The 13,636-nt window shown below is 47.3% G+C and carries 12 protein-coding genes; 1 reads left to right on the top strand and 11 read right to left on the bottom strand.

The annotated features are described in order from the left end of the window. Positions 1-107: 107 nt before the first annotated feature. The 5 genes from CVV54_02165 to CVV54_02185 all read right to left on the bottom strand — a co-directional run bounded on the left by CVV54_02165 (position 108) and on the right by CVV54_02185 (position 6,982). Positions 108-1,589, bottom strand: coding sequence for a hypothetical protein (locus tag CVV54_02165; GenBank protein PKL05096.1), 1,482 nt, complete (start codon positions 1,587-1,589; stop codon positions 108-110). 216 nt (positions 1,590-1,805) lie between these two features. Further along, positions 1,806-3,791, bottom strand: coding sequence for an FAD-dependent oxidoreductase (locus tag CVV54_02170; GenBank protein ID PKL05216.1), 1,986 nt, complete (start codon positions 3,789-3,791; stop codon positions 1,806-1,808). Positions 3,792-4,011: 220 nt separating this feature from the next. Further along, complete coding sequence (locus tag CVV54_02175; protein ID PKL05097.1) at positions 4,012-4,698, bottom strand: hypothetical protein; 687 nt, start codon at positions 4,696-4,698, stop codon at positions 4,012-4,014. Between the two features lie 2 nt (positions 4,699-4,700). After that, on the bottom strand, positions 4,701-5,522 hold the full coding sequence (locus CVV54_02180; GenBank protein ID PKL05217.1) for a polysaccharide deacetylase: 822 nt from the start codon (positions 5,520-5,522) through the stop codon (positions 4,701-4,703). Positions 5,523-5,899: 377 nt separating this feature from the next. Continuing rightward, positions 5,900-6,982 (bottom strand): BMP family ABC transporter substrate-binding protein, encoded by a 1,083-nt coding sequence (locus CVV54_02185; GenBank protein PKL05098.1) that lies wholly within the window; start codon positions 6,980-6,982, stop codon positions 5,900-5,902. Between the two features lie 344 nt (positions 6,983-7,326). Between CVV54_02185 and CVV54_02190 the strand changes: the two genes are divergently transcribed. Then, positions 7,327-8,514: an aspartate aminotransferase gene (locus CVV54_02190; GenBank protein ID PKL05099.1), complete on the top strand. Its 1,188-nt coding sequence runs from the start codon at positions 7,327-7,329 to the stop codon at positions 8,512-8,514. 70 nt (positions 8,515-8,584) lie between these two features. On the opposite strand, the gene CVV54_02195 is transcribed toward CVV54_02190, so the two are convergent. The 6 genes from CVV54_02195 to CVV54_02220 are packed head-to-tail and all read right to left on the bottom strand — an operon-like array spanning position 8,585 to position 13,580. Next, complete coding sequence (locus CVV54_02195) at positions 8,585-9,427, bottom strand: ferredoxin (GenBank protein ID PKL05100.1); 843 nt, start codon at positions 9,425-9,427, stop codon at positions 8,585-8,587. A gap of 12 nt (positions 9,428-9,439) precedes the next feature. After that, positions 9,440-10,018 (bottom strand): electron transport complex subunit RsxA, encoded by a 579-nt coding sequence (locus CVV54_02200; protein ID PKL05101.1) that lies wholly within the window; start codon positions 10,016-10,018, stop codon positions 9,440-9,442. After that, positions 10,018-10,752: an electron transport complex subunit RsxE gene (locus CVV54_02205; GenBank protein ID PKL05102.1), complete on the bottom strand. Its 735-nt coding sequence runs from the start codon at positions 10,750-10,752 to the stop codon at positions 10,018-10,020. Before CVV54_02205 ends, CVV54_02200 begins: the two co-directional genes overlap by 1 nt. Continuing rightward, the gene (locus CVV54_02210; GenBank protein ID PKL05103.1) at positions 10,752-11,321 is read right to left on the bottom strand and encodes an electron transporter RnfG; all 570 of its coding nucleotides are present in this window, start codon (positions 11,319-11,321) and stop codon (positions 10,752-10,754) included. The genes CVV54_02205 and CVV54_02210 overlap by 1 nt, the downstream gene beginning before the upstream one ends. Then, positions 11,314-12,243: a Na+-transporting NADH:ubiquinone oxidoreductase subunit D gene (locus CVV54_02215; GenBank protein ID PKL05104.1), complete on the bottom strand. Its 930-nt coding sequence runs from the start codon at positions 12,241-12,243 to the stop codon at positions 11,314-11,316. Before CVV54_02215 ends, CVV54_02210 begins: the two co-directional genes overlap by 8 nt. Next, complete coding sequence (locus tag CVV54_02220; GenBank protein ID PKL05105.1) at positions 12,243-13,580, bottom strand: electron transport complex subunit RsxC; 1,338 nt, start codon at positions 13,578-13,580, stop codon at positions 12,243-12,245. Before CVV54_02220 ends, CVV54_02215 begins: the two co-directional genes overlap by 1 nt. Between the last annotated feature and the right edge of the window lie 56 nt (positions 13,581-13,636).

Genomic DNA, 13,636 nt, shown 5'->3' on the forward strand with positions numbered 1-13,636 from the left:
GCTTGTTTTCGATCTTTTCAAGCTGAGTTATTTCAGGTCCATCCTCTCACGGATCAAAGCCGGGTCATTATACATCAATGGATTCGGAGGGTACATTAGTCTTTGGTCTATCTGATCCGTAGATAAAAGGCTTCCGAGGCCCCTTCGATCTCAATGCCCTTATTATCGTAAGCATCAACGTATACGGTCATTATCCTACCGTTGAGGATCTCGGGCAGATCGAAAAAATGGCGGAATTCATATATCGAATCAAGAGACCATTCTCCATCAGAGTTCCTGTAATTCCTTTCAAGGAATACCTCTTTCGATTCCTCGTGGAGAACGCCATCCATCATATCTACGAACCTGTACCGTATGTGGCGTATCTGGTTTTCCACCTCAAAAGTTCCGTCATCGTTCGGGATGACCTCGGAGAGCATCGGCTGGATGGGAGTTACCGCTCCGCAGATCGCAAGCGGCGTATCCGGGTCTACGGATACGGAATCATGAACGTCCCAGTCAACTGTTCCGATAGTATCTTCCGGGTAATACCGATCCTTTATATCCCCTGTTTCGGCACGTAAAAGCTCAAGCCTGTCGCCGTTTTTGAACGCGATGATTTTCCCTTTCTTTATGTCTGATCCGTACCATGTTCCAAACCGCAGGGAGGGTTCTCCTATGTCGTAGTGATAGTAGATGACATCTTCGGAATCAAGCCACCCCTCGAAGGCCATGCGCCCGATCTCGACCTCCTGGGTCGCACACCTTTTTTCTCTTATGTTATAAATTACTGCATGTACTCTTCCCCCAACATACTCGAGGGCATCATTTGCCCTCCATCTGCGTGGAATCTCATATACTGACCCGTCTGCACAAGGCCAGTATCCGGGGAAAAGGTCCCTGTATATGCGAAAACCGTTTTCTTCCGCAAAAGAGACGACAGACCTCATGTGTTCATCGGGTGAAAACCTTGCGAGGACCTTCTCCTGGACTGTTCCGAACATAACATCTTCCTCTGTGCGGGCAAGTACTTTATCTCCTGTAACTGCGGTCACTATTATCCTGTAGAGTTTCCATCCGAGGTCATCCGGGTAGTTGTAAGCAGTGTCAAAATCTTTGGTTACGCCGCCCTGTATTAGGACTGCAAAGCGGTCTTTAGTCACCACGGCTTTCAGTGAGGGGTCATAGAAACTTTCCGGATCCCCGTGTCGGTATACGAGGTCCGGGGGAGGATATTGGTAGAGTTCCTCACGGCTTATATCCACCCATGGAGCTTTTCCTTCATATCTGAAGTAAATATCTCTTTCCGGTGTCAGCCCTGTAAAAGGGTCAACGTGGCTGCTGAAGGTCCTGAGGGGGATCATCTTTCCGTCCCGGACGAGACCGGTCTCTGCAACATCTACCCTGATATCAAAAGGTATGTCCTCAGGACGTACACCATCACGTTCTATTCTGCCGATAACGTAAAAGTCCCTTCCTGATTCAAGAACCTGCTCATCTGCAGAAGGAGCAAGGATCGAGATGACCACAGCCTCTGCGTTCATAGCAGAGGAGTATACAAGGAGGCATGCAGATCCAGCGATAGCGATGATCTTTAAATATTTTTTCATTCCGCTGCCCCTCTCCTCTGTGATCATATTTCCTGTCAGCGCTCTCTCTAAAGCAAAAATAGTACGCTTCTGCTAATCATACATCAAGGAGAAAACCCTGTTCAATATAAAAAATATGCCGTGTGGGTGGCAGATAATAAAAACAGGCGGCCTTCCAACAAGGAGAAGACAGCCTGTAAAAAACTAGGGACTCAAAAATTACTGATATATCCTCAGTTATTTTTTATTTTTAATTTCAGGCGCAACCTTCAAAAGGGCCAGAACAGTGCTTGCTAGCTTTCCTTTAGTAAGGGGCTTGTCGCCTGTCAGGCCATCTATTACCCCCTGGTATCTTTTTATGTCTTTTTTGAAAAGTATTTCAAGCCATGAGGAAAACTCACTGACCGTGACAAGTGCCTGAAGGTTCTTATCCGGGAATTTTTGTATCCCCATAGCCCTTCTAAGGGCATCCCTTACTTCTACCCAGTGCATTTCGTCGTATACACCGAAAAATTTCTCCGTCAAAGGGTCCATGTAGCCGTAAAGCATTGCTGCTTCGACCCCTTCCCATGATGCGGAGTAATTGGGAGCATCCTCAAAATCAAATAGGGAAAGCCTGCTCCTCGATCTCCAAAGCTCTGTCTGGACATCAAGGGGGCGCAGCTTTCGAGGTTGTACTTTCTGGATGACGGATACTGCTGCGATCGCTCCAGCAGCCTGCCCTGTCAGCATCGTAACGGGCTGGAGCCTTGTTGAGCCATTTACCACCCTTGAAACGGAGATATTTTTCTCCGCTGCCAGAAGTCCCTCTAGCTTCTCCGGGACAAAGACCTCAAAGGGTATTTGGAATAGCCCGCCATCCCCGTTCCAGTCATTCGGGATCTTTTCCTTCGTCTCTCCCAGGTCCGCTTCAAGGTATATGCTGTCGTTTTTGCCGTGTATGTCTATGGGATATTCGCCCAAGGCCAGACTGTGCGGTTTTGAAGTGAGCGTCCTGCCCAGTTTTTCATCCCTTAGGATGTCATCGACCGTCATGGTCTGTATGCCAACCAGCCTCCTGCTTTCCCTAACATAAGGAAAAGGGGGGAAGAGAGAGAGGATCGGACGGTATTTTTCGGGAAATTCCGCCCAGTCAGCCCAATCAGTGCTGAACCAGCCTCCATAACCCTGTCTGTTGTCAACAGACCAGTCTGACATGCCGAGTTCGGTCTGCATATAGTAAAGGAATGCGAGGGTCTTCAACATTGCCTCCCTAGTTGCGAGGGCCCTGAAGTTTGGGCTTTCAAGAAAATCAACAGACAGATTGGGAGAACTGCCATTTTGGCCGGGATAATCATTTGCCCAGTTTATAACAGTCTTTGTGATACTTGTCCATGTTTCCGGCTTGCCTCCGTCGATAATGGCGTTATTCGAGGGATCCGGGATAGCACGGTAGGCATTATGCACGACAGGGCTGAACGGGTAATCCCCCGGCCATGTGCTTCCATTTTTTCTTATCGTCATCCTGAATTTGAAAAGATGATCGGTGTATCCCGGAGGCGCCCCCTGGACTTTTAGTTCTGGCGGCAGTCCCCCTTTGTACTGTTTTATGACGACAGGGTATGTTATGTCCTGAATTATCGCATTTTTGTCGATCACAGGAGAGATCGCGTTTCCGGAACGGTAACGGGCACCGGACAAAGCAATAAAATCTCCGTACTCAGTTGCATCGATGAATACTTTTGCTGAAAGTAGAACTTCCTTTCCATCCACCTTTACAACAGCCGAACGGACCCTGTTTTCAGTTACTTTTACCGATATCGGTCTGGCTTTAAGAATTATGTCAACGAGGCCTGCCTCACTGAGCATTTCCTTAAGGATCATCTGCCCGACCCAAGGTTCGAATGCGATGGTGTCGCTTCCCCAGTAGCAAATGTTAACGCTTGTATTCCTGGCCGAATAGTATTCCCTGACCTTAGTTATGAACTCAAGATATATACCTGTGCGGGTCTTTGTTTTGTCATCCATCGTCGAGACGGCAGCCCCTGTCATCTGCCCGCCTATCCAGTCGGATTCCTCAATAAGGGCAACGGACATTCCCATCCTAGCCGCCTGTATGGCTGCTGAGCATCCGCCCGAACCGGCTCCTATTACCGCCACATCATATGGCCTCTGTTCGAGAGCATGCGCCGTTTCCGGCACAGCAAAAAAGATAAATGAACTAAAAATCACCGCTAAAATAATTGTCCTTCTCAAGGATCAGACCTCCATATTTTTGCCTCTTGTTATGATGTTTGACACTGCCGCCCTTTTTAATATCATTATATATATACAGACCGAAGGGCAGGACGTTTTGTGGCAAGTATTATATGAAAATTATTATATATTTCATACATATAAAAATGCGGGCAAACTGATTTTTACAGTTTTTTGCCCGCTTTAAGTATAAAAACAGTAAAAATGGCTATGATTCTTGTTTTACAGAGCTGAAATATTTTGAAAAAAGTTCATCAGGATTTTCACTGCATTTTATATGGATCTCACCGCAGACCACGGCCCCCTTTTCTATGGAGATGCTGTCAGACGATACATTGCCCAGTATAAAAGAATTTTTTTTGCAGACAACATCAGCTGTTGATATTACATTCCCTTTGATCTTTCCGTCAATAGAGGTATCTCCCGATTCGATGTCACCGATCACCTCAGAGCCCGAATCGATCATCAGCGATGCTTCCGCGCGGAGGTTTCCCAATACTGAACATTCACTGAGTTCCACCTTGTTTGCAGAGATGTTTCCGCGAACTTTTCCCTTTATTCGCACATCTCCCTTTGCTATGATATCGCCCTCGACATCGCCGCCTATCAGCAGGTTGCCGTTGGACATTATCTTCCCGATGATCCTGGTGTCTGCAGAAATGACAGAATCCCTTGCTGTGCTGCAGGCCGAAGTTTTGTCATTATGCCGATAGCCGGGACTGCTGATAAAATGCTGTGAACGCGGAGTTTCATCGATAACCGGTCCTTCTTCAATATTCTCCGTTTCTTCAACCGCGACTGTAGCATCATCGCGTATTTCTTCGTCTTCAAGGTCTGTGGGCGAAAGCCGGAAGACCTCATTCAATGAAGTTTTGAAATTATCCATGTATCCCACTATTAAACCCCTCCCTTTTCTAGGTAATTGTAATAAAAAGTTACAGGTTCAACTTCGTTTGTGAGTCTGTCAAATGCAAATCCCTTGTTTTTAAGATAAATGATAGTCTTTTCAAGCGCTTTAAGGGTCTTTTCAGAGGTATCATGCATCAGTACTATATTTCTTCTGTTCTCATGGACGCCATAAATTATGCTTTTCATTACAGAATCTGCAGTTGCGCTTTTAGTCGCATCAGCAGCTGAGACATCCCAATCATAAAAAGTATAGCCACGACGAAGCATTTCAGCTGATAATTCCCTGAAGATCCTCCTGTTATATACATTAACGGTCCCTCCGGGGAACCTGAGGATATTTGGTCTCACTCCGGTTGTTTCATAGATCAGATCGTTTATTTTTTTAAAGTCATCAAGGAATGAATCCACAGAGGTATATATTTTATTGTAAGCATGTGTGTAAGAATGAGGTGCAAGAGTATGACCTTCTTCTACTATTCGCCTCATAAATTTTTTGCTTTTTGGATCATTTTTTCCAACGGCAAAAAAGGTAGCTTTAATATTATATTTTCCGAGGATCCTTAAAATTTTATCTGTGTGTCTTGATGGACCGTCGTCAAACGTCAGATAGACGGTTTTTTCCTTTTTTACAAAAGGAGTTCGGGGGGTGCAGTAAAGGTCGGGATATTTTTTCTGATACTCCGGGCTCGAAACGATATTGCTGTTTTCAGAAGCAGGGGTCTTGTCGGGTGAAACGCCTTTATCAAATGATCTTGATCTCAGGGAGGTTATTTCAGATCGAAGGAGTTTATTCTGATAAAAAAGTACCATCATGGATAAATAGGGTGTGATAACGATCAGAAAAAAACACAGGTAAATAACATGTCTGAAGAACCGGACACTTCCAAAATAAGCATCGTTTTTAATTCCGGTTTTCTCCTTCATTGGCTCACCCTAGTACGGATCTGAATTTTTAGAAACAGGTCGATCAAATCAATAAGGCAGATCACACAAAAACCGAAGGAGTGTATTTATTTAAAATCCATACAGTAAAATATAATTTAAATAATTGATTTAACGAGGCAAATGTTCGGTTGAACTCAACATAAAATAAAGTATATCATGAAATTGCTTTACAGTAAAAAAGAATTAAATAAGAGGAAGAGCGTGTTAAATGCCCCTCCTCTTATTCATCAGGATGCAACTTTTTATTTGGGGATCGTTCCCTCTACGCCCTCGACGAACCAGCTCATGCTGAGCATTTCTCCGTCGTTGAGGTTCTTGCCCTGCTGGACAACGACTTTACCGTCCTGTCCCTTGATGGGTCCGTAAAAGACGTCCCATTTTCCATCGAGAATCTTTTTCTTTTCCGCAGCTACAAGTTTCTTTGTATCTTCAGAAACGGCCTTTCCGTAAGCAGAGAGATCAACCATTCCATCCTTCATGCTCCACCAGATCTGCTCGGACTTCCAGGTGCCCTTCTCGATGTTCTTTACTGCGTAGTCATAGTACTTGCCCCAGTTCCATATAGGAGTTACGAGGTGGCGTGTAGGAGCATACTTGTCCATCGGGTTGTTGTATCCGATGACCCACATGCCGAGCTCTTCTGCGGCTTGGGGAGCCCCGCCTGTATCAGCGTGCATCGCTATTGTATCGCATTTCGCATCGTAAAGAGCTTTTGTCGCCTCTTTTTCCTTTGCCGGGTCATGCCATGAGAACAACCAGACGACCTTTACCTTTGCTTTTGGATTGGCCTTGCGGACTCCGAGGGTGAAAGCGTTGATCCCGCGGATGACTTCGGGGATCGGATAGGCTGCTACATAACCGATAAGGTTGGATTTCGTTGCTTTGCCCGCGACCAGTCCTGAGAGGTAACGGGGCTGGTACATGCGGCCGAAGTAGGTGCTTACGTTCGGGGCAACTTTGTAGCCTGAACAGTGCATGAAATATACGTCGGGATATTTCTTGGCTACGTTGATGACGTGATCCATGTAACCGAATGAGTTTGCGAAAATGACCTTAGATCCGTTGCGTACAGCCGTCTCCATGACTCTTTCTGCATCGGGGCCTTCAGGGACAGATTCAACTATCGAGCCCTTTATGCCCGGGTTGAGCTTCTCCATCATTTTGCGGCCCTGGTCGTGCATGAAGTTGTAGCCGCCGTCACCTACCGGACCGACATATACGAATGTCGGTTTCTGGTCGCTCATTTTGATCGGGCCCAAAGCTGCGAACGCTGCTGCAGCGAAGCAAAGAACAAGTAAAAATGCAATAATTCCGCGTTTTTTCATTTTAAAAGATCCTCCCCTTGATTTGATCTCCGACTGCGGAGACCTGATTGATGATCGCTTGTTTGCTGACCTCTTAACTGCAGTGTAAGAATATCATAACAATAAATTTTTTGCCATGTAATTCCTTTACATAAATCATCTATTTTACAGATATGTTTGAATTGATATATTTCACAAATAGGGCGGAGATTTTTGTCGGATGTAAGTGATATTTTGTTTTTGCAGTCGTATGGAATATAATTTTATCGGACCGTCAATAAAAATTGTTTCAGGGAAGATTTATGGGAAGTACAAAAATTAATATAGCAATAACATTTGTCTGCTGAGAGGAAAGTGATATCCAAATGATTTCTGGAAAAATGCTTGAACTGGGAAAAAAACGATCGGAGATCCGCGAAATATTCGAATATGGCAAAAAAAGGGGAAGCGAGATAGGCGCTGATAAAGTTTTCGACTTCAGCATCGGGAACCCGAATGTCCCTGCCCCTGAATTCATAAGGGATAACATTATCGACCTTCTCATGAATGAAGACCCTACTAAGATCCATGGCTACACGTCGGCACAGGGTGATATTAGTGTCAGGAAAGCGCTGGCCGATCACATAAACAGCAAATACGGTACCGACATCACGGCAGATAATTTTTATCTTACCGCCGGAGCGGCAGCTTCCCTTTCTATGTGCTGCAGGGCATTGGCTCTTCCCGGAGATGAATTTCTGGCTTTCGCGCCATATTTCCCCGAGTACAAAGTCTATGTCGAGTCGGCAGGGGCTGTATTGTCAGTCATACCGGCCAATACAGATAATTTTCAGGCGGATCTTGAAAAATTCGAAAAAGCTGTAAACAAAAATACCAAAGCTGTAATAATTAATTCGCCCAACAACCCGTCAGGCGTCGTTTATTCGCTTGAGACTATCAAAGAGATATGTTCGGTAATGGAGAGAAAATCAAAGGAATTCGGTCATGTGATCTACCTTATTTCAGATGAACCATACCGGGAACTGGTCTACGGAGATGTCGAGGTCTCCTTCCTCCTCAACCATTACGACAACACCTTCGTCTGCTATTCCTACAGCAAATCACTCTCACTCCCTGGAGAGAGAATCGGCTACGTTTTGGTTTCAAATAAGATGAAGGACGGAGAGGATGTTTATGCAGCGGTCTGCGGGGCGGGCAGAGCTCTTGGTTATGTCTGTGCCCCGAGCCTTTTCCAGCATCTGATAGCAAGATGTCTTGGCCGGACAGCAGATATATCGATATATAAAAGAAACAGGGACATCCTTTACAGCGGTCTCGCAAGTATGGGTTATGAATGTGCCAAGCCTGACGGAGCCTTCTATCTCTTTGTCAAGGCGCTCGAACCGGATGCCGTGGCATTCTGCGAGAAGGCAAAGAAATATGAGCTTCTGCTCGTCCCCGGCGATGGTTTTGGATGTCCTGGATATGCTCGCATCTCATATTGTGTGAGGACCGACCAGATAGAAGACTCTCTGCCGGCATTCGAAAAGCTTGCGGCTGAGTACAAAAAGTAGCAAAGCCTTGCAATAAAAGAAAAAGAGGGGGTCCCGGCCAAGGCCGGGACCCCCTCTGGTCATTTTTTAGCTAGACTGAGGCTGTTTCCTTAGCAGTCGAAGCGGTTTTTTCCTCATCGGACCTTCTGTCGGTAATACTTTTTGTTGGGCACTTTGTTGCGCAGATGCCGCAGTTGATGCATTTTGCAGGATCGATCACAGCGAGGGCGCCCTTCATCTCTATTGCCTGTACCGGGCAGCTTTTCACACAAAGGGTGCATCCAATGCATCCGACTGAGCAGACCCTTTTAACATCAGGCCCTTTAAGGGGCGAGTTGCAGGATACATTGACCTTTGATTTCCTTGGCACCAGCACCAATACGTCTCTCGGACAGTTTTCGACACAGGCTCCGCATCCAACGCATTTTTCAGCATCCACCACAGCAAGGCCGTTCTTAATGGTCATGGCGTGGAAGGCGCAGACACTTACACATGTACCGAGGCCCATGCATCCGTATGCGCATGAAGTGGGGCCCTTTCCAGGGACCACAGCCGCGGCTCTGCAGTCATATTCGCCGAAGTAAACGCAGTTCTTCACCGTTTTGTCGTTTGATCCCTTGCATTTGAGAAAGGCTATCTTCGGCTCATCTTTTTCGGCCTGGACTCCAAGTATTGCAGCAATACTATCTGCCAGGGCGGACCCTCCCGCAGCGCAGCCGGTGATCTTTCCTGTACCGTTTGCAAGAGCTTCAGCAAAACCATCGCACCCGGGATAGCCGCAGCCTCCGCAGTTTGCTCCCGGAAGGATAGCGCGGATATTTGCCTGCCGGGGGTCCGTTTCAACATGGAATTTTTTTGAGGCAAACGCCAGAAGGGCGCCGAAAATCAGCCCCAGGCCTCCCATAATTATTGCAGGATACATCATTCCAGTCATATCATTTTCCCCCTATTTGATAAGCCCGCTGAAGCCCATGAAAGCGATGGACATGAGTCCCGCGGTAACAAGCGCAATAGGCAGCCCTCTTAGACACTTCGGCATATTCTGGCTTATCTCAATTCTTTCCCTTATGCCCGCCATGAGTAATATCGCCAGAAGGAATCCGACAGATGCTCCTGCGGCGTGAACGATCGATTCTATGAAGCTATATTTCTCGTTCATATTAATGACCGCTACACCGAGAACGGCGCAGTTGGTTGTGATCAGCGGGAGAAATATGCCAAGCGATTTGTAGAGCCCCGGCTGGACTTTTTTGAGCACTATCTCAACAAACTGTACAAGGGCAGCTATTATTAGGATGAACGATAGAGTGTAAAGGTATTCTAGGCCCAATGGTACAAGGATAAAAGTGTATGCCGACCAGGTCATAGTCGATGCGAGCACAATAACGAATATTACGGCAAGGCCCATTCCCCTTGCTGTTTCCAATTTGTTTGATACACCTAAAAATGGGCAACAGCCGAGGAAGCGTGCCAGAAGAATGTTGTTTACAAAAATGGCTCCGAAGAAGAGCGCAAGCAGAGACATTATGCGTCACCCTCCTTTTCTTCTTTCGTACAGGGCAGGCTTAATCCGCCGCCCCCGCAGTATTTCTTTAGTCCGCAGCCCTCACAGGAATCAAGTTTTTTCCAGCCGTCAAAGTCAGGTTTGAAGCCTGTGGACTCTTCCTCTTTCCTGAGCTGGATCTTCCTGAAAAGGGCTATAAGAATTCCCAGTGTGATGAATCCGCCGGGAGCCAGTATGACAAGTAGGGCAGGTTGGTAAAATGAGGGTATCACCGAGAAATTGAAAATAGAGCCGTTTCCCAGAAGTTCCCTTATCCCTCCGATGAATGTGAGGGCGAATGTAAATCCAAGCCCCATGCCGATCCCGTCGAAAAGAGAGTCGATCACCCCGTTTTTGAAAGCAAATGCCTCAGCCCTGGCAAGTATTATGCAGTTTACGACGATCAGAGGGATAAATATGCCCAGTGATTTATCGAGAGCAGGAGCGTATGCTGATATCAGGAGCTGGATTATGGTCACGAATCCCGCAATGACTACGATGAAAGCCGGGATGCGAATTTCGTCGGGTATGAATTTCCTTATCATGGATATCATGACATTGGAGCCCATAAGCACTGCCATAGCAGCAAGCCCCATCCCGAAACCGTTTGAAGCGCTCGTGGTGACCGCCAGGGTCGGGCATAGACCGAGCACAAGTACAAAGGTCGGGTTCTCTGTAAGTATTCCGTTTTTAAGCAGTCTGAGAGGACTCATCATCACTTATTCCCCTCCCCTTTCAGGTTTTTTGCCCAGTATTCAAGCGCTGTATTGACACCATTAGCCACTGCGCTTGAAGTTATGGTGGCTCCTGATATGGCCTGGATCTCGTTTTCCTCAGCCGGTGTTGTCTTTGTTATTACTACCCTGTCTACGTTCTTTTGTTCGAACTGATCAGAGAAAGCAGGATCGGCAGCCTTTGCGCCAAGTCCCGGGGTCTCTGTATGGCTTAGTATCTTGATGTCGATCAGTTTGCCCTCGTCGTCGATCCCGACCACCATCTCTATGAGGCCGCCGTATCCTTTCGGAGTCACCGTTATGTTGTATCCCACAGTCTCTCCGTTCGCTGATCCTTTGTTTACTTCCTTAATGATACTGTGATCCAGCGGGCTGTCCATTCCCTCAAAATCAGAGGCTTCCGGAAGAGTTTCTGCCAATGCCGCCATTTTTTCTTTTTCTTTTGCTGAGCGGATCGGTTCGAGTGTCATAGTATAGACTCCGCCAAGTATAAGTCCTGTCACAGCTGTGATGATAAAGAGCACAGCGCCGAGTCTCAATATCTTAGCCATGCTTCTTCACCTCCCCAAATATACGGGGTCGTGCAAATTTGTCTATCAGCGGAACAGTCAGGTTCATTATCAGTATTGAGTAAGAAACACCCTCAGGGTATCCTCCGAAGACCCTGATGAGTGAGGTAAGAAGTCCGCACCCCAGAGCGAAAATCACCTGTCCTTTTTTCGTCATAGGGGAAGTTGTGTAGTCCGTAGCCATGAAGATGGCTCCCAGGAAAAGACCCCCTGCTATTACTTCATACATCGGTCCTGCCGGTCTTCCGAGCACCGCAGTCAAAGCAGCTACCGTCCCGATATAGACCACCGGTATGTGCCAGCTGATGATGCCTTTATAAAGCAGTATGGCGAAACCTATCAGAAGGGCTGCGGCAGAAGTTTCTCCGATGCAGCCTCCTATGTTGCCGATAAATACATCGTATATCCCCGGCAGGTTCTCTATCGAGCCCTCTTTTATCATGGCAAGAGGTGTTGCGCCGGAAACACCATCAAGGGTCCACGATGTCATTGAAACGGGCCAGCTTGATACCATGAAGGCCCTTCCCGCGAGGGCAGGGTTGACGATATTGCAGCCGATGCCTCCGAAGAATTGTTTTACGATGATTATTGCGAAGACGCTTCCCACTGCCGCCATCCAGAAAGGGATAGAGGGCGGGAGGTTATAGGCCAGGAGAAGGCCTGTGACAGCGGCAGAAAGATCTCCTACCGTGACGTTCTGTTTTGCCAGCTTCTGCCAGACATACTCGGATATTTTGCAGCTTGCTACACAGACGGCCATTACTGCGGCGGCCCTGAGCCCAAAGAAATATATGCCTGCCAGACCCGCAGGAGCGAGGGCGGCAAGGACCCACGCCATTATCACCCTGGTGTCTTGGGGCGCATGAATATGAGGTGAACTTGATACTGCAAGCAGTCTTTCCATTACTTGACCGCCGCCTTTCTGCGCATTGCCATGATAGTTGATTTGCCGTCCCTGAACGACTGGGTGAGATGTCTGTTTGCCGGGCAGCTATAGGAACATGCCCCGCATTCGATGCAGTTCATCCCGCCGGTCTCCTCGAAAGCCTTATAGTCTCTCATCAGGACAAGCGGGTTCAGGACGCTGGGCATAAGGCCCATGGGGCATCCCTCAAAGCAGCGTCCGCATCTTATGCAGGCTGATTCAGGGGCAAGATGAGAGTTTGAAGCTGTCAGGGCAAGGATCCCCGAAGTGCTTTTAACTACCGGGATATCTATTGAACGGAGGGAGACTCCCATCATGGGACCGCCTGAGATAACCTTGACCGGCTGTTCCCTGAAACCTCCACAGAAGTCGATCAATTCCCGCATCGAAGTCCCGAGCGGCACATGGATGTTTTTAGGTTCTGCCACAGCTTCGCCTGTCACTGTGATTATTCTTGTCAACGCAGGATCTCCGGCAACAATTGCCTCCCTTATCTGATGCACTGTGCGTACGTTAAGGATTATGCATCCTACGTCGGCAGGAAGAGCGGTCATGATGTACTCCTGTTTTGTCACGGCTTCGATGAGCATTTTTTCTGCTCCCTGGGGATACTTTACTGCCAAAGCTGCAACGGAGATATTTCCTGGTCCCTGTTTAGCGATTTCGGACTCCATTGTCTTTATCGCCTCAGGCTTGTTGTTCTCTATGCCTATGATTCCCTCTGCCTCGGGGAAGAGCCTCAATAGAAGCTTAAGGCCTTCAACGATCTTTTCCGGTTCTTCCAGCATGAGTCGGTTATCACAGTTTATGTATGGTTCACATTCGACGCCGTTTATTATCAGCCATTTGATCTTCTTGTCCGGCGGCGGGGAAAGTTTTACCGCTGTAGGGAAGGTCGCGCCCCCAAAACCGACTATGCCTGCTTCTCTTATCCTTTTAAGATACTCCCTGGGGTCTGCGGTGGCGTAATTTTCGAGAGGCGCCCAGAATGGGTCTTTTTCATAGCAGTTGTCGTTTTCGATTATGACACAGTTTTCATAGATCCCTGCTGATGTAAGTCTCAGCGCGATATCCTTCACCGTTCCCGAAACGCTTGAGAGGACGGGTGCTGAAACGAACGCTTCGCTGTCACCCAGTTTCTGTCCCACAAGTACCCTGTCTCCCTTTTTCACCACTGGCTGACATGGTGCTCCGAGGCTCTGTGCCATTGGAAAGACAAGATCTCCTTTGGGCAGGTACTTCTCAATTTTTTTGTTGACAGTCTGATCTTTCTTCTGGGGCGGGTGTATTCCTCCCCAGAATGACGGAAGTTTCATATAGATTTCCTCCTCTTGTCCTATAAAGCGAAAACTTCTATATCAAAGCATAAAAA

This window comes from Synergistetes bacterium HGW-Synergistetes-1, assembly GCA_002839185.1.
Lineage (GTDB): Bacteria > Synergistota > Synergistia > Synergistales > Synergistaceae > Caenicola.

What these genes read in the sequence shown, in the direction of transcription:
- CVV54_02165 (PKL05096.1), bottom strand. Translation starts at nt 1,589, where the DNA reads ATGAAAAAATATTTAAAGATCATCGCTATCGCTGGATCTGCATGCCTC.
- CVV54_02180 (PKL05217.1), bottom strand. Translation starts at nt 5,522, where the DNA reads ATGGTACTTTTTTATCAGAATAAACTCCTTCGATCTGAAATAACCTCC.
- CVV54_02185 (PKL05098.1), bottom strand. Translation starts at nt 6,982, where the DNA reads ATGAAAAAACGCGGAATTATTGCATTTTTACTTGTTCTTTGCTTCGCT.
- CVV54_02190 (PKL05099.1), top strand. Translation starts at nt 7,327, where the DNA reads ATGATTTCTGGAAAAATGCTTGAACTGGGAAAAAAACGATCGGAGATC.
- CVV54_02195 (PKL05100.1), bottom strand. Translation starts at nt 9,427, where the DNA reads ATGACTGGAATGATGTATCCTGCAATAATTATGGGAGGCCTGGGGCTG.
- CVV54_02200 (PKL05101.1), bottom strand. Translation starts at nt 10,018, where the DNA reads ATGTCTCTGCTTGCGCTCTTCTTCGGAGCCATTTTTGTAAACAACATT.
- CVV54_02205 (PKL05102.1), bottom strand. Translation starts at nt 10,752, where the DNA reads ATGATGAGTCCTCTCAGACTGCTTAAAAACGGAATACTTACAGAGAAC.
- CVV54_02210 (PKL05103.1), bottom strand. Translation starts at nt 11,321, where the DNA reads ATGGCTAAGATATTGAGACTCGGCGCTGTGCTCTTTATCATCACAGCT.
- CVV54_02215 (PKL05104.1), bottom strand. Translation starts at nt 12,243, where the DNA reads ATGGAAAGACTGCTTGCAGTATCAAGTTCACCTCATATTCATGCGCCC.
- CVV54_02220 (PKL05105.1), bottom strand. Translation starts at nt 13,580, where the DNA reads ATGAAACTTCCGTCATTCTGGGGAGGAATACACCCGCCCCAGAAGAAA.